General features: G+C 44.8%; 23 protein-coding genes. 9 read left to right on the forward strand and 14 right to left on the reverse strand.

Going from position 1 to position 22,966, the window contains the following annotated elements; translation table 11 throughout:
• Positions 1-99 precede the first annotated feature (99 nt).
• Positions 100-1,809: a thiol reductant ABC exporter subunit CydC gene (gene cydC / locus VKA52_RS07880; RefSeq protein ID WP_326314954.1), complete on the reverse strand. Its 1,710-nt coding sequence runs from the start codon at positions 1,807-1,809 to the stop codon at positions 100-102.
• Entirely contained in the window at positions 1,806-3,533 is a 1,728-nt protein-coding gene (cydD, locus tag VKA52_RS07885; protein WP_326314957.1) for a thiol reductant ABC exporter subunit CydD, read from the reverse strand. The genes cydC and cydD overlap by 4 nt, the downstream gene beginning before the upstream one ends.
• A gap of 1,210 nt (positions 3,534-4,743) precedes the next feature.
• Between cydD and cudC the strand changes: the two genes are divergently transcribed.
• Positions 4,744-5,298, forward strand: coding sequence for a choline uptake/conversion transcriptional regulator CudC (gene cudC, locus VKA52_RS07890; protein ID WP_326314959.1), 555 nt, complete (start codon positions 4,744-4,746; stop codon positions 5,296-5,298).
• A 154-nt stretch (positions 5,299-5,452) separates the two neighbouring features.
• Positions 5,453-7,042, forward strand: a complete 1,590-nt coding sequence (locus VKA52_RS07895) for a sodium:solute symporter family protein (protein ID WP_206947832.1) — start codon at positions 5,453-5,455, stop codon at positions 7,040-7,042.
• 63 nt (positions 7,043-7,105) lie between these two features.
• Here VKA52_RS07895 and VKA52_RS07900 read toward each other — a convergent pair whose 3' ends face one another.
• The 3 genes from VKA52_RS07900 to VKA52_RS07910 are packed head-to-tail and all read right to left on the reverse strand — an operon-like array spanning position 7,106 to position 8,779.
• A complete protein-coding gene (locus tag VKA52_RS07900; protein WP_326314961.1) occupies positions 7,106-7,630 on the reverse strand; it encodes a topology modulation protein in 525 nt (174 codons plus the stop codon).
• A 4-nt stretch (positions 7,631-7,634) separates the two neighbouring features.
• On the reverse strand, positions 7,635-8,339 hold the full coding sequence (locus VKA52_RS07905) for a nucleotidyltransferase domain-containing protein (protein WP_326314963.1): 705 nt from the start codon (positions 8,337-8,339) through the stop codon (positions 7,635-7,637).
• Positions 8,336-8,779, reverse strand: a complete 444-nt coding sequence (locus VKA52_RS07910) for an NUDIX hydrolase (protein ID WP_326314964.1) — start codon at positions 8,777-8,779, stop codon at positions 8,336-8,338. Before VKA52_RS07910 ends, VKA52_RS07905 begins: the two co-directional genes overlap by 4 nt.
• A 353-nt stretch (positions 8,780-9,132) precedes the next feature.
• Between VKA52_RS07910 and VKA52_RS07915 the strand changes: the two genes are divergently transcribed.
• A complete protein-coding gene (locus tag VKA52_RS07915; RefSeq protein WP_326314965.1) occupies positions 9,133-10,368 on the forward strand; it encodes an MFS transporter in 1,236 nt (411 codons plus the stop codon).
• Here the strand turns inward: VKA52_RS07915 and VKA52_RS07920 are convergent.
• From VKA52_RS07920 to VKA52_RS07955, 8 genes are all read right to left on the reverse strand, one after another.
• Positions 10,300-11,106 carry an AraC family transcriptional regulator gene (locus VKA52_RS07920; protein ID WP_326314966.1) on the reverse strand — a complete coding sequence of 269 codons (807 nt, stop codon included), beginning with the start codon at positions 11,104-11,106 and terminating at the stop codon, positions 10,300-10,302. The two genes, VKA52_RS07915 and VKA52_RS07920, sit on opposite strands and share 69 nt — an antisense overlap.
• Positions 11,103-12,344, reverse strand: coding sequence for an MFS transporter (locus VKA52_RS07925; protein ID WP_326314968.1), 1,242 nt, complete (start codon positions 12,342-12,344; stop codon positions 11,103-11,105). Before VKA52_RS07925 ends, VKA52_RS07920 begins: the two co-directional genes overlap by 4 nt.
• A complete protein-coding gene (locus VKA52_RS07930; RefSeq protein ID WP_326314969.1) occupies positions 12,341-13,390 on the reverse strand; it encodes an ArsR/SmtB family transcription factor in 1,050 nt (349 codons plus the stop codon). The genes VKA52_RS07925 and VKA52_RS07930 overlap by 4 nt, the downstream gene beginning before the upstream one ends.
• Before the next feature lie 236 nt (positions 13,391-13,626).
• The gene (locus tag VKA52_RS07935; protein ID WP_326314971.1) at positions 13,627-14,310 is read right to left on the reverse strand and encodes an N-acetyltransferase; all 684 of its coding nucleotides are present in this window, start codon (positions 14,308-14,310) and stop codon (positions 13,627-13,629) included.
• 252 nt (positions 14,311-14,562) lie between these two features.
• Positions 14,563-15,516, reverse strand: coding sequence for a thioredoxin-disulfide reductase (gene trxB, locus VKA52_RS07940; protein WP_160916057.1), 954 nt, complete (start codon positions 15,514-15,516; stop codon positions 14,563-14,565).
• A 105-nt stretch (positions 15,517-15,621) separates the two neighbouring features.
• Positions 15,622-16,044 carry an arsenate reductase (thioredoxin) gene (gene arsC, locus VKA52_RS07945; protein ID WP_326314974.1) on the reverse strand — a complete coding sequence of 141 codons (423 nt, stop codon included), beginning with the start codon at positions 16,042-16,044 and terminating at the stop codon, positions 15,622-15,624.
• A 27-nt stretch (positions 16,045-16,071) separates the two neighbouring features.
• Positions 16,072-17,367: an arsenic transporter gene (locus VKA52_RS07950; protein ID WP_326314976.1), complete on the reverse strand. Its 1,296-nt coding sequence runs from the start codon at positions 17,365-17,367 to the stop codon at positions 16,072-16,074.
• Positions 17,368-17,378: 11 nt separating this feature from the next.
• A complete protein-coding gene (locus tag VKA52_RS07955; protein ID WP_160916051.1) occupies positions 17,379-17,726 on the reverse strand; it encodes an ArsR/SmtB family transcription factor in 348 nt (115 codons plus the stop codon).
• Between the two features lie 239 nt (positions 17,727-17,965).
• Between VKA52_RS07955 and VKA52_RS07960 the strand changes: the two genes are divergently transcribed.
• Together VKA52_RS07960 and VKA52_RS07965 are read left to right on the forward strand one after the other, a co-directional pair.
• Positions 17,966-18,250, forward strand: coding sequence for a phospholipase (locus VKA52_RS07960; RefSeq protein WP_326314978.1), 285 nt, complete (start codon positions 17,966-17,968; stop codon positions 18,248-18,250).
• A 1,097-nt stretch (positions 18,251-19,347) separates the two neighbouring features.
• Complete coding sequence (locus VKA52_RS07965; protein WP_442788829.1) at positions 19,348-20,016, forward strand: lytic transglycosylase domain-containing protein; 669 nt, start codon at positions 19,348-19,350, stop codon at positions 20,014-20,016.
• Between the two features lie 86 nt (positions 20,017-20,102).
• Here VKA52_RS07965 and VKA52_RS07970 read toward each other — a convergent pair whose 3' ends face one another.
• Positions 20,103-20,654, reverse strand: coding sequence for an NADPH-dependent FMN reductase (locus tag VKA52_RS07970; protein WP_326314980.1), 552 nt, complete (start codon positions 20,652-20,654; stop codon positions 20,103-20,105).
• A 316-nt stretch (positions 20,655-20,970) separates the two neighbouring features.
• On the opposite strand from VKA52_RS07970, the gene VKA52_RS07975 reads away from it, so the two are divergent.
• The 4 genes from VKA52_RS07975 to VKA52_RS07990 all read left to right on the forward strand — a co-directional run bounded on the left by VKA52_RS07975 (position 20,971) and on the right by VKA52_RS07990 (position 22,892).
• Positions 20,971-21,252: a YkvA family protein gene (locus tag VKA52_RS07975; RefSeq protein ID WP_160916551.1), complete on the forward strand. Its 282-nt coding sequence runs from the start codon at positions 20,971-20,973 to the stop codon at positions 21,250-21,252.
• A gap of 73 nt (positions 21,253-21,325) precedes the next feature.
• Positions 21,326-21,742: an organic hydroperoxide resistance protein gene (locus VKA52_RS07980; RefSeq protein WP_160916549.1), complete on the forward strand. Its 417-nt coding sequence runs from the start codon at positions 21,326-21,328 to the stop codon at positions 21,740-21,742.
• Positions 21,743-21,889: 147 nt separating this feature from the next.
• A complete protein-coding gene (locus tag VKA52_RS07985; RefSeq protein WP_160916547.1) occupies positions 21,890-22,174 on the forward strand; it encodes a hypothetical protein in 285 nt (94 codons plus the stop codon).
• A 109-nt stretch (positions 22,175-22,283) separates the two neighbouring features.
• Entirely contained in the window at positions 22,284-22,892 is a 609-nt protein-coding gene (locus tag VKA52_RS07990) for a metal-dependent hydrolase (protein WP_326314983.1), read from the forward strand.
• Positions 22,893-22,966 lie beyond the last annotated feature (74 nt).

Below are 22,966 nucleotides of genomic sequence, written 5' to 3' on the forward strand. Positions count from 1 at the left end.
CATACTCCCATCGCAACCGGATGTTCACTTATCTCAATTACATGGAAAAAATCACCGTACCAGGTCATCCATATTATGGAATGTCCGGTACGGCATTTTTTATATGTGGAAAATATTTTTTTCGATTTGTTTCATTTCGTAGAAGTGTCCCCGCATTTGTATGAGTTCATCATAAGAACCCGCTTCTACGACTTTCCCTTCGGCCATGACGATGATCTGGTCCATCTTTTCCAATCCGCTCAAGCGGTGGCTGATGAGCACCACTGTATCTTGTGACGCGCGTTCATACAGGTGATCGAAAATCATTCGTTCGGTCAGAGCATCGACAGAAGATGTCGGTTCATCTAGCAACCAGAGACGTTTGCCTTTCAGAAAAGCTCTTGCTATGGACAGGCGTTGACGCTCCCCACCTGAAAGGTTCTCTCCTTTTTCAAAAACCGGTTGATCCAGGTCAAATTCCAATCCGACTTCTTTCAGCACGAGCTCCATCTCTTCATCTGAGAGATCTTCTCCAGCAAGTTTGAGGTTTTCACGTATGGTCCCATAAAAATAATGGTTTTCCTGAAGTACGACGTTGCTGTTCTCCCAAATGCTCTCTTCTGATAGATCCCGAATATCCATATCATTGACCATCAGCTCACCCGCAGACGGAAGTTGGAATTTCATGAACAGTTGCAAGAGTGTTGATTTTCCCGATCCACTGGCTCCGACGATGGCGGTCTTACTGCCTGCTGGAATCGACACGTTCACATCTGTCAGAGCCTCTCTTTCTTCGTCTGGAAAACGGTAACTGACATGAGATACTTCCATGCCAGGGGCAAGATTCGGATCTAGGTTACAGGATCCTGATCCATCATCTTCTTCCTCCACAATGGAAAAAAGACGCTCCGATGCCCGTTTGCTATCATCCAGGTAGCTTGGTAGAACAGCCATTGGTGCTGCGTTTTCAAAGACGGTCAAAGAAATCATCACGAGCATGGCAAGAAACAACCCGTTCAAATCTCCTTCCGCCACAAGAACAGCCCCAAGACCTGTAACAATCCATGAGACGAGGAGTGTCGCAAATGTGTTCCAGGAGTGACTGGAAAGCATCTGACGACTATCCCGCTCATCCTCTCGAATATACTCTTCGGACGATTGCTGCAGCTTTTCTTTCTTCTCTTCAAGCTGTTGATAGATTTTCAGATCGCGAAAACCGTACAGCCATTCCGCCGCTTCGGTCGATAACTCCCCGCGTGCCTGTCTTACACGACTGGCTAGTTTCCGCTGTTTCACCGTGTACCAGGCTGGAATCAGCAGCCCTGTAACGATGAGACCCAAAAGAAGAACGATGGCTATAGAAATAGAGAAGATGGATGTGAAAACAATTGTCCCAAGGAAGATGATGACAAGGACGACCGGTGGATAATACACACGCAAAAAGAAGTTTTGCAGACTCTCGACATCGCCCACAATACGTGAAAGCAAGTCCCCACTCCGGTACTTCTGAAAAATCCTAGGTGCATGCGGTTCTAATTTTTTATAAAAAGCAAGCCGCAGGTTACTTAAAATCGTAAAGGTAGCTCGGTGTGAGAAATACCTTTCCGCATAACGCCCGAGTGCTCTCGCAAATCCGAACAGCTTTAAAAAGGCGATGAGCACCGTCAAAGCATACAACGGAGGGATGAGTGCCGCTCTGGATATTAAATATCCGCTGGCACCAAACAGTCCGACCGCTGACATTCCGGCAAGAAAACCGAAGACGACGGATAGCACAATGTCCCTTTTTTCCAATACAACTAAACGGATGACTTCCTTCATTTCTTTCATGCGGAGTCCCCTCCTTGCTGTACAGTCACCATATCCCTGTACTCTTTCACCGTAGACAGCAGTTCTTCGTGTGTTCCTTTTCCGATAACGTGACCACGATCGAGCAGCAGAATCTGATCGGCCTTTTTGATTGTATGCAGACGGTGAGCAACAGTGATAATCGTCGCTGTCTTCGCAAGCTCTTCCATAGAAGCTTGGAGAACCCGTTCTGTTTTCAAATCCAGACCTGTCGTCGGTTCATCAAACAGAATGACGGAAGGCTTTTTCAGAAATGTACGCGCAAGAGCGAGGCGCTGTTTCTCACCTCCAGAAAGTCCACGTCCCGCTTCTCCCACCGGAGTGTCGTAGCCTTTTTCCAATGAAGCAATTAAATCAGCAATTCCCGCTTTCCGGGCGGCCTCGATAATTTCTTCCTTGGAATGATTCCCTCGTCCGCCAATGGCAATGTTCTCAGCAATCGTTCCGGAAAATAAATACGGATGCTGAGAAATGTAACTTACCTGAGAAAACCATTCTCTTTCCTCATAGTCAAAGAGAGAACGATTATTGATTTCGATAGCTCCTGAGGACGGTTTAGCAAGGCCTGCTAAAAGGTGGAGAAGCGTTGATTTTCCCGATCCGCTTTTACCGACGATGGCGACTTGATGATAAGGCGGGATGGTTGCTGCCAATCCCTCCATCGAAAAACCTTTATCGTAGGAAAAGCTCACTTGATCGAGCTTGATCTCAGGAGGCTGGCCCTCTTCAAGCTTTCTTCTTCCCCACTGAATCTGCTCTTCTTCTTTTTCAAGCTCTTCTGAAAGCAGGTTAGCCGCACCCGAAGCACCTCTCCCCGTATGAAAGGCGCTACCGAAGTCTTTCAACGTCAAATAAAATTCCGGCGCGAGAATGAGAATAAAAAAGGCAGTGAAAAAGGAAACACTCTCATAAACGACGAGTCGGATCGCAATTTCTAATGCGATCAGACCGATACTGAGCATGGAAATGAACTCAAGCATCAAGGAGGAGACAAAGGCGACTTTCAAGACTTCCATGGTGGCATCACGGAAGCCCAGGCTGCTCGATTCAATCTCTTCTTTTTGCTGCTTGGAACGTCCGAAAAGCTTTAATGTCGTCAAGCCTTGAAGTGTATCAAGAAACTTCCCGGAGAACGTGTTCAACTTCTCCATCTGTTCTTCTGATTTCTTTTTTGTCATCACACCGATAATCGCCATAAATAACGGGATGAACGGTGCGGTGATGACCATAATCAGTCCTGAATAGATATGCTGGGTGAAAACCACGACAAGAATCATCATTGGAATGATCATGGTCTGGATCATTTGTGGAATATAACTGCTGAAATACCCATCAATCTCGTCCACGGAATCCATCAGCACACTGACTTTCCGTCCCGACTGTCCTTGTAGAGAAGCTTGAACGGGATTGCGGGCGTACTTTTCAATAATCGATTGACGGAAATAACGCTTCGCTTTGGAAGCAAGCTTTACGCCGGTCCGGCCGTTCAGCCATGTAAACAGCGTCCTTCCAGCCAGCACAAAAAGCAATCCTCCAAGAAGGGGAAGGATATCCTGAAAACGTTCCTCACCAAGAAAAATCCGGTCGACGATCGCGACAAAAAAATAGGATTGACCAATGATCGCAGCACCAATCAACACGGACGTGAGGACCAACAGCATGAAAACTTTTCGATCTGAGAAAGCTAGTCTGCTGAGGTGCTTCATTTATTTAAAAACTCCTTAAAAGCCATTTTGTGAATTCATTCACATTATCATCATTATAATTCATGAAGCGGATCATTGCTAAAAATAAATCTGATGATTCTATGACAATTCTATATCATCGTCCCCTTAATAAACAGCTATCATACTAACCGGATGGGCACATTACCTCTATCTTTTCCCTCTATGTAATGATGGAGACATTTCAATGTGTGCGAAGGAATAGCCGCAGCTCTTTTCCTCTTTTGATCATCATCAAAAGTCCACATATTCGAATCTTTCGATGCCAGCGGAGAAAGTGGTCCTATTCCATACATTTTCACAAGAATTGATGATATAAAAAACTGCAGGAGGCTTGTCCTGAAGGGGTGGGGGTGTTGGATCGTGTGTAAGTGGGGCTTGTGCGTTTCGTTTCCTGCTCATGTTTCCATATGTGCTGCGGCCATAGGAAATGTAATGGACTCCAGGTCAGCCAGAGAGTTGTTTAATAAGGGAAGAAATTCTTAAATGAAGATGGATGCGGGGAGCGCTGAGCATTACTCTGCAGCGTTTAAGACGTATGGAGAATATCCTGTATTTTTCCAATGTTATCATTTTTCTTTTCACATTTACTTTCATAACTTTTGTGTTTAGAAATAATTTTGCGATGCAGAACGGGGCAAAATTTATCTGTTATACATTTTGTTTTTTGCGGTCGCTTGACCAGTGAGAACAAGCCAGACCATATATAATAGAGTGAGCAAGTAAGGCGTCCTCCTCTTTATTTTGATTGTTCGAATCCTTAAGGCAAGATCTGCAGATTCTTCCGGGAAGTGTTAGTGATCCCTTATATTTATAAAGTTGTTCCTCGTTTCTCCCTTTCCATGGCATCTGAGTCTTCCAATTACGCCACTAAACATTATCAGCCCACATTAGATATAGTTGAATTCAAAATCCCTCCAATAACCCACCCTTAATTTATTCTCCACTACGGTATCGTTAATTTTGTTAATAAAAAATTTAACTTTTTGAATACTTTTTACGTTAACAAGCCTTTGCAAGCTTGTCAAAGCGAAATTTTTTTTAAATCGCCTATAACCTATGAGATGATAGGGCTTAAGGCGATTTTTTTCTAAAATGGATTTTGACAAGCGATTTTTATTCGTTAAGATAAAGTCTGTAAAGAAAAAATTTAATAAAGTTAATTGCTTTTACGCCTGTGAGGAGGTTTTTAATGACAAATCATCATGAAGAAAGCTCCCGACAGACCATTGAGCACGCGAAAGGACTTGTGATCGATTCCATTGCGGAAACGATGGATTTGTATGGAGTGACCCGAAGTGCAGGAACCTTATATGGGACGATGTACTTTGAGGATGATATGACGTTGGATGAAATGCGTGAAAAGCTCGGAATGAGTAAGCCAAGCATGAGTACAGGAGTCAAGAAGCTCCAAAATTACAATATTGTGAAGCAGACATTTCGAAAAGGAACACGCCGACAGACTTTTGTCGCAGAGAAAGACTTCTTTAATTTCTTCTCGAACTTTTTTACGAAAAAGTGGCTGAGAGAAGCGAAAACCAACTTGGACGCGATCAAAGATGCCCAGAAGGAATTGAATCATGTCATTGAGAATTCCGAAGCGGACGAAGTTGTAAAACAAGAAGCAGAACAAGTCTATCAGCAACTCGAAGCATCTAAACCTTATTACCATTGGTTGCAGAAACTCGTCGATGCTATTGAGAGCGGAGAAATTTTCGATTTTCTTCCTGTCGACCAAGAAAAATAAGATACTGCCTCTCTAAATAACATTTCAACTGATTGTTATTCTAGGGAGACGTATGGACTTTATAATTTACAGAATATTCAGATAATAAAAAGGAGTGATGTCATTGCAATCGAATCAACATACATCTTTTTTCGCTAAAAACAAAGCCGCCATCATGCTCGGGACACTTTTAGGTGTTTTCGTCCTCTATATGGCCCTCACTAATGAAAACATTCAATGGGGCGGATTTATCGCCATGATTGTTTTCTATGCCCTCGTCTATTACATCGGTGCAGTCTTCGCTACAAACAAATCCGGATCTCTAGCAGACATGATGGTCGCAAACCGCAGTTTACCCCTTGGGATCGCCATGTTCACAATGGCCGCTACATGGGTCGGCGGCGGTTATGTCAATGGTACAGCAGAGTTCACTTACAGCGACGGTCTCGTTTGGGCACAAGCTCCATGGGGATACGCATTAAGCCTGATTATCGGTGGAATTTTCTATGCACGTAAAATGCGCCGCTATGAATTCTTCACCATCATCGATCCACTGGAACAACGTTTCGGTAAAAAAATGGCCGGTGTCCTGTACATTCCTGCCCTTCTTGGAGAAATGTTCTGGAGTGCTGCGATTCTAACGGCTCTCGGCACAACATTCGGTACCATTCTGAACATTGACTTTACTACATCCATCATCCTTTCTGGAGTCATTGCCATCGCCTATACCGTAGCCGGAGGCATGTGGGCAGTCGCCTATACGGACGTTTTCCAAATGGCCATTCTATTAATCGGTCTTATATTAGTCGTGCCCTTTACTTTAGGTCATGTTGGCGGCCTTGAAAACGCATGGAGCAACTATTCCGTAGAATTCGGATCTTACGCCAATCTATTTCCACCTTTGAATGGATGGCAGGATCCCGCCTGGGGCAACTGGTTCTGGAACTGGATCGACTATGCCCTCCTTCTTATCTTTGGTGGTATTGCGTGGCAAGTATATTTCCAGCGTGTTCTTTCTGCCAAAAATGAAAAAACAGCGATGTGGTTATCCATCACCGCAGGAATCATCTGCATCATTGCAGCTATCCCTGCTGTACTAATTGGAATTGTCGGTGTCAATATGGACTGGGCAAGCATGGGACTTCCAACTCCTGAGAACCCAGCAGTTATTCTGCCGCACATCCTTAGATATCTAACACCTGAACTCGTGTCCGCAATCGGACTCGGAGCGCTAGCGGCAGCAGTCATGTCTTCCATGGACTCTTCCATTCTTTCAGCCTCTTCCATGGCATCCTGGAATGTGTATCGTCCATTAATCAAACCGAACGCAAGCTCTGAGCAATTGAAAAAAGTGATCAAGCGCACAATCATCATCGTCGGTGTTGGAGCTATGATCATCGCATTAAATGTCAAAAGTGTTTATACGCTGTGGTATTTAGCATCCGATCTTGTGTACACCATTCTTTTCCCACAGCTTACAATGGCTCTCTTTTATAAGAATGCGAACCTTTATGGATCGATCGCCGGCTTCTCTGTTGCTTTATTCCTTCGTTTAGGTGGCGGTGAACCTGCGATGGGACTACCGGCATTCCTGCCGTATCCAATGATCAATGCTGACGGGATCGTCCTGTTCCCCTTCCGTACACTTGCCTGTATCGCAGCATTCGTCATGATTTTCGTAGTATCTGAATTAACAAAGAAAAAATGTCAGCCTATGCCTCTTCTCATGCCAGAGGAGAGAGATCAGGAGAAAAAGGCTTCCTAAAACCAAAAGCGCACCCATTCAGCAATGGGTGCGCTTTTTTATCTGAACTTTCCATCTGACACTCTAATCAGAAAACGCGTGATCAAGAAACTTCTGTATATCTTTTTTCGATCTTAATTGAATGACACGCTTCTCACGACCAATCTCTTGAAAAGACAGGAGTCTTTCCTGCATGTTCTTTTTCCGTTTTCGATAGGTTGTCACAATGAATTTCAGAAAGGCTGCTTCCATTCTTTCACTGCACCCTTCACCAAGGTCCGGGCGTGTGCTTCCACGGTGGGTCCACCAGCGCTTCAAGACCCGAAATAGACAGATCATTAGAGGCAGTTCCAAGTAGATGATCGTGTCTGCCCTCTCTGCGCGTATTTCGTACGTAGGTCTATAATTCCCTTCTATAATCCACTGGTCTTTTTCTACGACTTCCCTCTGCCTAGCCGAGAAATCCTCCAATGTCGCTTCCTGCCAGCCCGGCTCCCAATAAAAACGATCGAGATGATACACGTCAATATCAAGCTTCTCCCCTAGTCTTTTGGCGAATGTGGATTTGCCCACACCTGCCGAAACCCCAAGCACCATGATTCTCTTCATTGCCCTACCTCCTTTTTCCAATCGAAAAACCTTCGAATAAACGACCTTCATATGGATTCAGCACCTCATCCACCAGCTCAACGACGCCTTGCCTCTCCCCGTTTTTGTAAAATCGGTCAAAGCGCTGGATCAACCGTTCTGCAAAAACAGAATCATAGATTCGCAGGGACCGAGCCATCCACTTCGATGATCCGCTCCACTGTCCATTCGCACGCAAATAAAAATCGCCTAATTGCTCTGATAGTTTTGCTGCTATGAAAAGAGCTTCCCCCTGATCTGTGCAGCCAATAAAATCGTCCAAGGCATCCGTAAGGAAATAGCGCTTATGTATGAGAGTTTCCTCTGACCATGGGTCCGGACCCTTCTTCAGTAGGTCAGCTGCTTCATCTCTGACACTTTCCAAACGATCATCCCACTTAAGGATCTGTCCCTCTGTCACCATTCGTGGCATCGAAGGTTGACCTCTTTGGCAATCACTATCGAAAAAACCACGATAAGTAGACCAATTATGTACAAAAACCTCGACCGGCCACCGGCTCGTATAAAAAGACTCACGAAAAGAAGACGTTACCTTCGAATCAAAAACCACGACGTCCAAATCCGATGTGCTTGTTGCCTCTCCCCTTACGACGCTTCCGGCAAGAAGTGCGGCATCACAATTCACATACCGCTCTTCGATCACATCTTTTGCTGCTTCAAAAGCTTTCATTCACTCATCCTCTCCAGAATGATCTGCGCTCTCTTGTCGATATTCTCAGGAAGAGAATCACTATTGAAATATCTCAAATCCAACGTTTCTTCATGATCTACTCTAAGTTCACCACGTATATCGGAAGCTATAAAACAAGCAATGACATTATAGACCTCATCCCCATTCGGGTACCTGTAAAAAAAATCTCCCCCCGAAAACGTGGTGACCTGCTGCACACCTTCTGCTATAAGTCCCGTTTCTTCCTCCAGTTCCCTGACAGCCGTTTGCTCGAGAGTCTCTCCTGGTTCCATCGCCCCGCCAGGAAGTCCCCATTCTTTCGTATCCTTCCGATACTGAAATAGCAGATCTCCCCGCTCATTCTTAACAAGTACCGTAGATCCTGCAATTACCAGAGGCTGTGTCCCTATCAATCTCCTCATTCTTTGTACGTAGTCCATTTCACGCCCCCTATCTCTGAATATTCAGTATATCAAACAAACCACCAAATCTTGCTAACAAACTCACCAATATTGATGAAGAACCTGAACAAGCTGGTGAGATAAGATTCAAGTATATGGCAGGATTGTGGAAGACTCAGTTTCGAGACGCTGATATAGCAAAGGGGCGGAGGGGGATGGCGAGACTCCTGCGGGAAAAAAGTGCTTGGTGAGAACCCACAGGACGCAGTCCGAGGAGGCTCACCAAGCTTCCGTGGAAAGCGAGTCATCCCCCGTATCCCCAACCACTGCACGAACATCTCGAAACTGAATCTTCAAGAAAAGGGAGCTTTAGTAGAGAAGGAGGAATGTTGATGTATCGATCTTTATGGAAGCAGAAGAATATACGATTTTATTTATTGGGAGGTGGTGTTTCGAGACTCGGGGATGTGCTGTCTGCGATGGCTTTTCTTTTCCTTGCTTATGACATGACAGGCTCCAATGTCCATACGACTGGAGTGGCGCTGGCAGAAACGGTGCCGTATTTGCTCTTCGGTTTGATCGGCGGAGTGGTGGCAGATTCTTTCCCTCGAAAAAAGCTGCTCATCCGGCTGGATTTGCTTCGTGTACCTCTCATGTTATCGATCAGCCTCTTACATGGAGTCCATCTGCTTACCTATCCAGTGCTGATCCTCGTCAGTTTTTTAGTACAGACGATTGGATGCTTTTTCAATCCTGCACACCGCGCTGTTCTGCCAATGGTGACGACAGAAGACGAACGCTCAGCCGCTAATAGTCTTTATGACACGATTACACGCGGGGTGACGATTTTGACTCCACTCATCGCTATTACTCTGTTGAATACGGTCGGGGTCCTTCACTTTTTCACTTTGGATGCATTAACGTATATTATTAGCGTCTACTGCTTGACTCAACTTACCCTGGAGGAACCATTGAAGAAATCACAGACGATCCGATCCATCTTTCTGTCCATCAAAGATTTCTTCGTATGGATGGTTAGGCAAACTACGATTCGGAATCTTTTTTTCTTCACATTTTATACGGTTTTTCTCAATACATGGGTATGGCAGGTGGGGTTGCTGTTAGCTCTGGAAGAAATGACTACAAAAAGTGAAGAATGGTACAGCGGGATTCAGGGTGTTTTTGGAGCAACGGTTATTATCACGAACATGGTGCTTCCTTTTTTCATTAAACGATTCTCCCTCCACCATTATGTAGCGGGGGCAGCGATATGGGGATTTGGCATCGCTTATTACGGGTTCTTTTATGGAGTGGGGCACTTTTTCATTGGCTGCATAATTGTGGGAGTGGGCATGCCGGTGGCCAGTCTTGCACGTGTTTTCCTCATACAGTCTGAGGTTCCGGAAGAAAAAATGGGAAGAGCGTTCAGCACGAATGCGGTTCTTTTATATGCTTCCAATACGCTCTCTTTGATGCTTTACGGCGTCTTATCCGCCTACATGCCCATCCGGTGGCTGATGTTTACGAGCGGAGGGATGATTGTCGCGGGCTGTCTCATTTTAACGACGATTCATGTTATAAAACTCTCGAAATTGCGAGGGCGTTTTCTGGTAGATTCTTTTAAATAGATGATTGTATGTCGTCATACTGGAAAATCCATGATCGAAAGCAATGGATAAAATGGAATCCTCCGTATCCATCAGAGAAGACTGACTTCGAAAAAGTCGATAAACCTGCAGCCATGAGTAAGGAGAGAAGCCGGTTTCTTTTTTAAAAGCGTGGGAAAATTGATACTTGTTCATACGGGCTACGGCAGCCATGGCATCTAAAGACCAAGCTTCTCTATAGCTTTCTTTCATCGCATTCATTGCCCTGTGAACAGGTTCCTCCCCGTGAACATCCGGCCATTCTGCCTGATGAGAGCCTGGACCATACTCCATCAATAGAACAGCGAGCTGCATGAGACTATGATCCAAAAAGAGATCCACTCCCTCTCCCTTTTGATAGAAAAAGAAGTCCCTCACGAAATGAGCCCACTGATTTAAGTGGGGATGCTTATAACTTAGAGTAGCGAATTCGACTGGCGAACGTGTGGCAGCGCGCTGCATACCCGCTTCCATCAACAATTCGGGACGAATTTCCACAAGGAACTTCTCCTTCGTCGCCTGGAGCTGTTTATGTTTATGGCCCGGATTGAAAAGTAGAAAACCTTCCTTCTCTATCGAAACATCACCCTGTGGCGTCTGATAGAGACCTTTCCCATAAGGAGAAAAGATCAGCTTATAACAATCATCCATCCGCCAATCCCTCTCTCCAAGAAAGTCCGTCCGCTTTAATATTAATCCTTGATCATGATTCCAAATCAAAGGGCTCCCTCCTCTGTATCTACGTTTTTTAATGAAGGGTGTAAATAAATAAAAGAGGCGATGATAGAAACGGTCCCTCCAACAGCGATGGTCATAGATGTACTTATGTATTCACCGATGATTCCAGCGACCAACGCACCTAAGGGCATCAGCGCCCACGTCATGAACCGGCTCGTCGCCTGCACCCTTGCGAGTAAATACTCCGGCGTCAGCTTTTGTCTTAACGTTACAATACATGGGCTGCTGATGGAAGCACAAATTGTTCCGACAGCATTTAAAAGGGCGAGAGCAACAAACGTGTGGTAGAAACTAAACAGGAGGATGGAAAGGCCTCCGACAGCGCCACACCCGAATAATAGAGTACGGTAAGTGACCCTGCTCCTCAGAACAGGAGAAATCAGTGCTCCCCCGATAGCCCCTAACCCGCCAATGGATAGTAGCCAGCCGATCGAAACCGCTGAAAAGCCGATCTCAGCTTTTAAATGAACAATCAACATCGTCAAAAAAAGTGTGGTTCCGAATACCGAAAAGAACATGGCGATGTTTGTATAGAGCAAAGGTTTCTGATGGATCACAAAACGGAATCCCTCGCTCACGTCATGGATGAACGAACGCTTTTCCCCTTGCATCCGCTCACTCTCCACCCGCAAACTCCAAACGACTAGGAAGCCGATAAAGAATGAAAAGCTATTGATGATCATCCCGACTCCAGGATTATAAAGGGTCACAATCCAACCACCAAGGCCCGGGGCCAGAAAGACAGCCGTATGAAACACCCCCGTGTTCCAGGCATTCACAAGATCTAGATCCTGCTCCCTTACGAGTTTCGGAATCGATGCAAACTGAGAGGTTTGGTATAGCTGGCCAAGCACACCAATAACGAAGGCAGCTGCGTAGAGAACATAGATAGTGATTATTTCAAACAAGAACAATACCCCTATGCTCCCAAGTAAAAGGAAACGGAAAAAATCACAAAACAACAGGATCCGCTTCCGATTCAATCGGTCCGCAAGTACACCTGCGAGCGGCTGTAACAAAACAGGCACACGCTCGATAGCAGCAACGATGCCCATACTGAGCGGTGAACCTGTGAGAGCCAGCACCATCAAAGGGAACGCTATCAAATAAATCTGATCCCCGAAGAAGGATACTAGATTCCCTCCGATAAAACGCAAGGCTTGATGATTGGACTTGAATGCCGGTTTCTCCTCGCCCTCCCATGCATCCGCATTGCTCATTTTTCCTCTCCTAAAAAGATCTCCAGCTCCTTCGGCAACATTTCCCATGCCCGTGGGCTTACATGATAACGCGGACCATAAGCGACGATAAGTCGTGCAGATTTCAACAACTTCAAATGGTGATAGACGGTCGTTTTACCCATCCCGATCTCCTCGGTCATCTCTTTCAGGGTACGCCCTCCACCCATTAAAATTTTCAGCATACGCAGGCGATTCTCATCTCCAAGTGCCTTGAACTTCTGAACGAGCATCTGATCTGGAACATTCGGGTCATGGGGGTGGATACTTTCATTGGCTACAGGATAATAGAAGATTTTCGCCCCTTCTATATCGGCTTCCACATTCCACGGGCGATAAATAAAGTGGGGAATCAGAATAACCTTATAGACGCTAGGCTCAGGGATGTACCGAATTCCATGTGTCGCCCACTCTACAAAATCCTCCGCTTCCAGCTTTTCCAGTCGTTTGTTCTTGGAAAGAGCGTCGCGTTCCAGTATACCTTTGAACTTCGCCTGATCCGGCTTGATCACCGATTCATACCAGCCTGACATTACCTCTTGGATATGCTTTTTTAATTGATGCAAATCCCTCTGACTTATGTAAGAGATGTAACGTGGAAAGAAGGCATGATCCCTGGATGCTTCCTGAAGCCGCGCCACGGCCTCCCGGTCCCCTTGCGAAGCAAGCCTTCGATCTTCTTGATGGTTTTTTCCTAGATAAGGAATAGCCATGTAACGCAGCTCTTCTTCACCTAATTCATTTACAAAATCATTAAATTCCTGGAGTGAATCCATGTCCTTTTCATGAAGCAAAAGCAAGATCGTTTTCCATGTATTCTGTTCCTGGACCGTTTCCAAATGAACGAGCATGTCCGCAGACAACGATTGCTTAATCGCCTGCCACTGATTTTCTGTATAGTCCAACGTGTCCAACAATCGTTCGTTTGTAATTGCAGCGGTGCCTAGTGCCGCTTCCCACAGAAGGGAATGCTTCACTTCCACTTGATACGTCTCTCTTTTTCTCGAACCCATAGAAAATACTTCCATTTCATCACCTCTTGCAATTATTCTAAACTTATAGAACAAAAAATACAATATATATTGAATAAATTTTCAGATTATTACATTAAAACACTTCCATTAAAAAAAACCACCAGGAGAGGTGGTTTTTCCATTATCTGTATGACCTGGTACACCATTATTTAGGAGACAGCATTCCATACGTGTAGGCAAGGAGCTGGAAGTTGAGTCTTTCTAATATGGGACGGCTCATTGGTCTCGCATCAACAGTGAGGAATGAATAGTCGTATTCGGAAGCTTTCTTCGCTCTGGCCGCTACAAGATCTTTGTAGTAGCCTCTTCCACGGTAGGCTGGCTGTGTGGCGCCCCCCCCATAAAGAAGCAAAGGAGGATTCTTTCTCTAAGTACATCCATGCTCCGGAGACTAGCTGATTTCCATCATAAATCCCATATAAAAACAAATCATCCGGGTGTTGTTGCTTATCTTGCCACAACCTTTTACCAAGGGAGTCATGCTTCTCCTGCCAAATCTCATCCATCAAGCGAACGATATCTTTCACACCGTTTTCGTCCGTAATCTCTTTAAGCTCAGCAGGGATTTGCCTATCTAATAAATCCTTATCTATAGTCAGATCCAAGACAAGCAGAGCTTCTTCTTCATCCTCTTTAAAACCCTCTGCCAATAATAGCTCCTTTAAATTAGAAGGAGAATCGTAACTGAACAGCTTCCATTCAAAAGGCTGACCTATTTGCTTGAAATACTCCTTCTCTGCCTGAATGACGGACCTTGCATTCTGTTCTGTCAATAAAGAGGCAAGAATAAACCCCCGGTCATCATATTCAGAGATGTGACGCACCACATGAGACGTTGCCTCTCTTCTAAAACCAGTCGTTTGGGCATTTACTCGGAGCTCCTTGTGGTACTTGTTCAACAATTCGCGATTCATTTCCATCCCCCTTGTGGTTCAATCACTCACGATTATATTGTATCACCTGCCCACACTTCAGGGATTAACCTTTGGGAAAGTGCCCTAACCTGAGGGTATAGTGACCGTTCTTTCGTCGAAAGTGACCTAATTTTAGTGAAAGTGACTTAACGCAAGGCGAAAGTGCCCTAACGCCCGCCTAAAGTGACCTAACGTATTCCTGGCACAAAAAAGCACCAACCTGTAAGAACAGATCGGTGCTCAATCTAAGAATCAGGATAAGTTTTCGCTCCAGTCAATTGTCGCTTCTCCCTCAAGGAAACGCTCCGTATCCATAGCTGCCATGCAGCCTGTGCCTGCAGCTGTAATCGCCTGGCGATATTTCTGATCCTGTACATCTCCACAAGCGAAAATGCCTGGAATATTCGTGTTGGTCGTGCCGGGATCAACGAGAATATAGCCTTTTTCATCCATATTCAGTTTTCCTTTCACAAAATCCGTGTTCGGGTTGTGACCGATCGCAACAAATATTCCATCGGTTTCAATGACTTCCTCTTCGCCAGATTCGTTGTCACGAACCTTGATGCCATTGATCTTCATACCATCGGACACCATTTCAACCGGTGTTTTGTTCAACGCCCACGTAACTTTTTCATTCTCCTGCGCTCGTGTCTGCATGATTTTCGATGCTCGGAGCTCATGGCGACGGTGGATGACCTGCACTTCGCTCGCGAATTTCGTAAGGAAGGTCGCTTCTTCCATTGCAGAGTCTCCTCCACCGATGATGACAACTTTCTTCCCTCTGAAAAAGAATCCATCACAAGTCGCACATGTGCTGACGCCTTTTCCGAGGTTTTCTTTTTCACCTGGAATGCCGAGCATTTTAGCAGAGGCTCCTGTAGAAATGATCAACGTTTCCGTCTCCAATTCACCCAAGCCATCGACTTGAAGTTTGAATGGACGATCTGCCACCTCTACGTCGGTCACCCATCCACGCTTGAAAGTCGCGCCAAAGCGTTCCGCCTGCTTTTTCATGTTATCCATGAGCTCAGGCCCCATAATTCCATCAGGGAACCCTGGAAAATTTTCGACTTCCGTCGTAAGCGTCAATTGCCCGCCTGGTTCCGGTCCCTCTATGACGAGAGGTTCCATATCCGCTCTGGCTAAATAAACAGCTGCCGTTAATCCGGCAGGGCCTGTGCCTAAAATAATGGATTTATAAGCCATCCAAACTCCTCCTTCAGCAAAAGATCTTCTCCTTAAAGGTATAACCTTATTTCACGCGAGTCATGCCTATTTCCACTATATTCAGTTTAGCCCGCTTTGTTTTTCTTACTCTCCTGTTTCAGCGAACTTCTGTATGCGTGCCTCAATTTCGTCACGTACACGCTGGAAGAATGCCCATTTTTCTTCTTCCGTTCCTTCCGCTTTCGCCGGGTCATCGAATCCCCAGTGGAAACGAGTAACTTGAGAAGGCGTCACCGGGCACTTGTCGTTCGCATCACCACAAAGAGTAATTGCAAATTCAGCATTGTTCAGAATATCCGGATCGATAACATCAGATGTTTGATCTGTAATATCCACATCGACTTCCTTCATCGCCTTAACAGCATTCGGATTCAATCCGTGCGCTTCAATCCCTGCTGATTTCACCTCATACTGATCGCTCAAATATTTCTTTCCGAACCCTTCTGCCATTTGGCTCCTGCAAGAGTTTCCTGTGCATAGAAAATAGATGACTGGTTTGTTAGACATGTAGCATTTCTCCTTCTTGTGAAAAAATTATAGAATTAATAACCATAGATAAAGTCCGACGAGCGTAATGAATAAGGTCGGAACGGTTAAGATGATTCCCACTTTAAAATAGTATCCCCATGAAATCTTGAAGCCTTTCATGGATAAAACATGAAGCCATAGCAAGGTCGCTAGAGACCCAATTGGCGTAATCTTTGGCCCAAGGTCTGATCCGATAACATTTGCGTAAATAAGGGCTTCCCTCATCGTTCCTGACGTATTCGTGTCAGCAATGGCAAGAGCATCAATCATTACGGTCGGCATATTATTCATGATGGAAGAGAGAATGGCCGCAATGAATCCCATTGAAACTGTCGCTGTGAACAGGCCTTGATCAGCTGTATATTGAATGACATTCGCAAGGATATCGGTCAAGCCGACATTTCGAAGTCCGTAAACGACCACATACATCCCGACAGAGAAGAAGACAATCGCCCATGGAGCACCTTTGATCACTTCTCCTGTCTGGACGGCCGCACTCCTTCTCGCCATCAATAGGAAAAAGATCGCGACAATACCGGCAATGATGGATACAGGTATTCCCAAAGGCTCACTTGCGAAATATCCGATCAACAGTACAGCAAGAACGCCCCACGACATGCGGAACATTTTATCGTCCTGGATCGCTGCTTTCGGCTTTTTCAACTGAGATAAATCGTAATTGTCCGGAATACTCTTACGGAAAAATAAGAACAAAACAAGAATACTTGCAGCAAGTGAAAATAAGTTCGGAACAATCATGCGTGACGCATACTCTACAAATCCGATATCGAAGAAGTCTGCAGAGACAATGTTCACCAGGTTACTGACGACCAACGGCAAGGAAGTTGTATCCGCAATGAAACCACTTGCCATAATAAATGGCAGAATCATCGCTTCCTTGAACTTCAAATTCCTAACCATCGCAAGAACAATCGGTGTCAAAATCAATGCCGCTCCATCATTTGCGAATAGTGCAGCAACGACAGCCCCTAGCAAGGTCACATAAATGAACATCCGCTTCCCATCACCTTTAGCCACACGGGCCATGTGAAGGGCCGCCCATTCGAAAAATCCAATCTCATCTAGAATCAATGAAATAATGATAATGGCGATGAACGCTAATGTTGCGTTCCAGACAATGTCTGTAACGGCGAGCACATCTTGAAAATCAACGACACCAAAAATCAAAGCGAGAATGGCACCCGCACAAGCGGACCAGCCGATTCCAAGATTCTTTGGCTGCCAGATGACAAAGATGAGCGTAAGTACAAAAATAATCGTAGCAATCAGTGCTAAATTCAACAACAATCCCCCTAGCTATCGCATTGGATGCGTAGTCCCGCTTCTTCCAATGCTGTCAATTTCTCTTTTTGGTCCGGGATCTGTTCCAGAACCTGTTGAATGATGGGGTATGTGGCGTGTTCTCTGTTCAAAGAATAAAAAATCCACTGCCCTCTTCGTTGTTCTTTTACAAGACCAGCATCACGCAGCTTTCTTAGATGCTGACTAATGGAAGGCTGGCTCATTTGCAGTACTTCCACAAACTCGCATACACAACATTCACTATCTTTCACCAAACCAAGAATGGTCAGTCGCGTTTTATCTCCTAAGAGCTTCAACGTATGTGCAGCTTGTTCCAATTCAATCATTGTCTCTTTCATCAGAATCACCTCACCTTTTATTATGATATAAGCATATAATTATATATGCAAGAGAAAAACTCAAAATAAAAAGCCCCTTCGACCTCGGACTCCTTATCCAGTCAATCATGATATTGGTTTGGTTTAGTATGTAAACCAAAATAAAGTATGATAAACCTGGTAAGGGTACGAGACCAAACCAATTTCACATTCTGATCATACAATAGTTGTAGCCAATCTTTTTGATGGAGGAGAACCACATGTATAGAAGAAGAGAACCGATGCGCAGGCCGGGGTTCTGTGTATTTCCTGGCTATAAGTACTGTGGACCAGGGTGCAGTGAGCCGGGTGAACCCGTCAACGCCGTAGACGCCGCCTGCAAAGCCCATGATGAATGCTATCGTTATTACAGAGATTACTGCGATTGTGACCTTGCTTTCATCAATAAACTTGAAAGATTACAAAACCCTTATACCCTTGAAGGTCGTCACGCAAGAACTTTATATAAATACATGAGAATCCAGCGAATCTTCACATGTTTCTAAATAGACATCAATTCAATCACCGTACTTTTGGTGATTTTTTATTTGAATTTAAATGATGTTGTATACGAGTTATTAAAGTATATGGCAGGATTGTGGAAGACTCAGTTTCGAGACGTTTGTTGAGTGCATGGGGGCTGCGGGGAATGACTCGCTTTCCGCGGGAGCGCGGTGAGCCTCCTCGGACTACGTCCTGTGGGGTCTCACCAAGCACTTTTTTCCCGCAGGAGTCTCGCCATTCCCCTCCGCCCCTTAACCAAGTATGGTTCTCGAAACCACTACTTAAAAATCAGCTTGTATGGATATGAGAAGTGAATGATGTAAACTCTACCCATTGCCGTTTAGCATACGCAAATGCTTGATAGAACGCACTATTTGCCCGCATAGGGGAGAAGATTTGGAACCTTATTTATGAATAAAGGTGTTCGAATTATCCACTTCCCTCAACCATTCAAGCTGACCCTTTAGAAGTGGTTTCGAGACACTTATATGGTCAATGGGCGGAGGGAAACGGTGAGACTCCTATGGGACGTGTGGGACAGGTGAGACTCCGGAAGGCGTAGCCTGAGGAGGCTCATCGCCCGCCCCATGGAAAGCGAACCTTTTCCCGGAGCCCCTAGAACCACACAATCGTCTCGAAACCGAGTCTTCAAGAAAAGGGAGCTTTAGTGTTATAAAAGAGGATAAAAAAAGCCCCCTTTTGAATGGGCAAAAGGGGGCGATGGTATATGTCTTTTCATTGAAGGAAGACAGACCATGAAATCTACAGGTTATTTTTCCTGGCGGGGAAAAATAATAGGGTGATTCGACGTAAGAGACAAAAGAGAGTACTCTAGAAAGAAATGAATTCTATTGAACAAATAAACCATGTGCTTCGTCGTGGACAACCAGCACGACCGCGCACTGCACGATTCAGTATCTCTTTTGCTATTCTTTATTGTATCACCTTTTCCCTGGTTGCTGCTTTGGGAAAAAAGCGTTCAAAAAGGATAACTGAATAGAGGTTTAGAGAAAAAATTTTCTCAAGTTTTGACTACTATTGGTAAATTGTAAAATATATTCAAAAGAATAATTGTTGAAAAAGCAGGAATCTTGTACACTTGAACTATCAACTATATGGAGTGGAGTACATGGATGTCAGTAAAATCCAATTAATGATTCAAATGCAGGCCATGTCTATGATAGGAAATCGTAACTCGGACACTTTTTCAGGTGGGATGCAGGACATGACGTTTCAAAGTCTGCTGAATGCAGCGATGGAGCAGTCATTTTTTGCGAGTGAGCCTTCTTCAGCAAAGCGCCTTTCACCACCCGTTAACACATTTATGGAACAGCAGGCCCCCGTTTCTGTGAAGGAAAGCCAGGAAGGGATGGGCATTGCCAATGTAACCAGTGGAAATGAAGATTTAGATCAGCTCATAAAGAAAGCATCCACGCGCTATGGGGTCGATGAAAAATTAGTGCGGTCTGTGGTGAAGGCTGAATCGAACTTTGATGCTGGTGTAGTCAGTCACGCAGGAGCTCAAGGGTTAATGCAGCTGATGCCAGCAACAGCAAAGGGTCTTGGCGTTACAGATCCATTTGATCCGGAGCAGAACTTGATGGGCGGGACAAAGTATTTGAAGCAGATGCTTGATCGTTATGAGGGCGATACGGAATTAGCACTTGCTGCTTATAATGCTGGTCCTGGCAATGTAGACAAGTATGAGGGGGTCCCCCCTTTCAGGGAAACGCAGAATTACATAACTAAAATAATGGGAAGAGCATAAATATGCGCGGGCGTCTTAACAAAGACCCCGCGCTTTTTGATCCTAGATGGGTTTACAATGTCTTAGTTTTGAAAACGAGCAGTGACCTATTTATCTGGTTCAAGTTCCCGGCTCATCTGCATGTATTGATCAAAAACGACGGTCATTTCTTTTAAGCGGTTGCGGACGTCTTCGTCAATCAGCTCTCCTTGAGTGGAAAAGTGATTCGTGTGTGTGTACACGTAATTTGGTGTAACCATGCACCGGAAGTAGTTGAGGATTGGCTTCAATTGATTCTCTACGACGAGGTGATGCTGCAAGGTCCCCCCATTGGCGACAATCGACACGGGTTTATAACGCATGGCCAGAGGTGACACGGCATCGAATACGTTTTTTAAAGTGCCTGGGATTGATCCTTGAAAAACGGGCGTAGCGATGACATAAGCATCGGCTTCCTCGATCTCATTGATCAATCTTTTCATATCATCATTGTACTCTTCAGCTGGGCGGCCATCTACGAATTGAAGTTCGTAATTCTCGAGGGCAACGACTTTGGTGGTGTGTTCCGTTGGCAGCTGTTGTATATATTTTTCGATTTCATCAAGGAGCGTCCGGGTCTTTTTCCCGACGATCGTTCCGTTCAATAGTAGGATCTTCATGACAACTTTCTCCCCTTCAATTTTCTTTGAGCTATGATATCCTATGCAGAACTTAAAAAAATGGGCTATGTAGCTAAGGGTAGTATGTGTTTGGAACGCCCGAATATCTTATGAAATTCTGAATTATAGTGCGGCACAGCATTCAACCGTTTTCCGACACGTGGAGTAGGTGTAAATCACCGTAACGGTTGCAATTATGTGGTATAGTCTCTTTTCTTTTTATGGTAAAGTATACGTCTTATTTAAGCAATTGTGAGGATTGTGCTTGCTTCCTGTCAGAATAAGAAGGTTATAATAGAGGAGAGGAGGGAAGCTGATGATCCGTTTATGGCGAAGAATTAAGTTTCTTTTCAATGTCAGAAAATCTGTGCCGTTTCTTGTACAATTTTTCAAATCAAAAGATGTGAGTGCCGGGAAGAAATGGTTTTCCGTTGTACTCTTAGTGGCATACCTTTTATTCCCTTGGGACATCATCCCGGACTTCCTCGTATTCTTCGGTCTTGTCGATGACCTTGCTGTTTTTACTTACATCATGCAATGGATGGTGAAGATGGCTCCTGTGGATCTGCAAAAGGAGTACCGGGTCTATGATGAATAGAAATGTTTAATCAACGGCAAGATGAGGAATGTAACTGTAGTAGATTCAATAATTAGTCAAGGAGTGATGGATAATGAGTAAAGTAATGTTTACCGCACATGCAACAGCACAAGGTGGAAGAAATGGCCACGTTAAGTCAGATGACGGTTTAATTGATTTGAACCTTTCCATGCCTGGTGAAGGTGATGAAAAAGGATCGAACCCAGAGCAATTGTTTGCTGCTGGTTATTCCGCTTGCTACGATGGAGCATTGAACCTGGTTGCAAGTAAACAGAAGAAAGACATCGAATCTGAAATCACTGCTGACGTCAGCCTTATGAAAGATGAAGCAGACAATGGTTTTAAAGTAGGCGTTGTCCTTAATGTGAAAGTCAAAGGCGTTTCTCAGGAAGAAGCGGAATCACTTGCTGAAGAAGCCCACAAAGTATGTCCTTACTCTAAAGCAACGAGCGGGAACATCGACGTTGAAATCAATGCGAGCGCTGTATAAAAATAACCCCTTGATCCCTGGTGGAAACTCCACCAGGGATTTTTATTTGAAGGAAGGGAAGAATAGTTACAGCGCATAAGATGCGATTCATATCATTACCAGGAGTGCTGGCAATTATGGTATTTTATAGTCGAAGGGGTGAAGGCGATGAAGATCACCGACCAAGCGAGAGATTTGTTAAATCAAATCTTAGAGGATGAAGATGCAGGATGCCTGCGCTTATTTTTTGCTGGTTACGGGTGTGGGGAACCGGATATCGGTATGACGATTGGTGAACCGGAAGGGGATGATGAGCTTCATCACATCAACTCTATTCCTGTAGCCATAGACAGTAGAATTGCCCATATGACGGAAGCCTTGACGATTGAAGGGAAACAGACTATGGAAGGGCCGAAGTTTCAGATGCTTGGGCTTCCTGAAAAAGACTGTTGAAACAATACCCACGGTTTTGTGGGTTTATTTTTTTAGGAAACGTTCCACGTGCAGGCTTCTTCCTAATGAAACGTATATAGTAGAAAAGAGGGGATCGCTACACACCATGATGGCATCAGGACACCAGGTTGTGGGTTTCACATTCGGGGTGGGAGCCATGACCTTACTCCCTACATTCGAGTGGATGCCTGAACAGCCTCTTCAAACGGTTTTATTTTTTGTGTTCGTCCTTTTCGGCTCACTTTTGCCGGACATCGACACACCAACATCCACCCTTGGCCACAAGTTTTGGCGAGGACTTATGACGGTCTTTACCGTCGCCTTTCTCTGTTACTTGTTTGTACCAGAGTATTTGGACACCTATCGAGAACAACTGAAAATTTTCGTCATGCTGCTTTTACCCATCCTCATCATGATTCGCGGACATAGAAAAATGACCCATTCCGTGTTGTTTGTCGGTTTACTTATCGGTTACGGTATTATCCTTGAACAAGCCTTCTCCATCCCCCGTATGTATATCGGAGGATTGATCATAGGCGTGGTTTCGCATTTATTTGGTGATTACATAACGAAAAAAGGTATCCCGTTGGTTTATCCTTTTTCAAAGAAGCACATACAATTCATCTTCACCTTTCGAACAGGCTCCAATAGTGAGCGTCTCATTGTCTACAGCCTGCTTTTATGGAACGTATGGTACCTCACCTCAAACATTTTCTGACACTACATTCAAGTAGTGTCTTTTTTTATATCCAAACCTTATCAAGCTTTTATGTGCTGCGGAGTGGCCCACTT

The sequence above is a fragment of the Halobacillus sp. HZG1 genome, assembly GCF_035818575.1.
Lineage (GTDB): Bacteria > Bacillota > Bacilli > Bacillales > Halobacillaceae > Halobacillus > Halobacillus litoralis.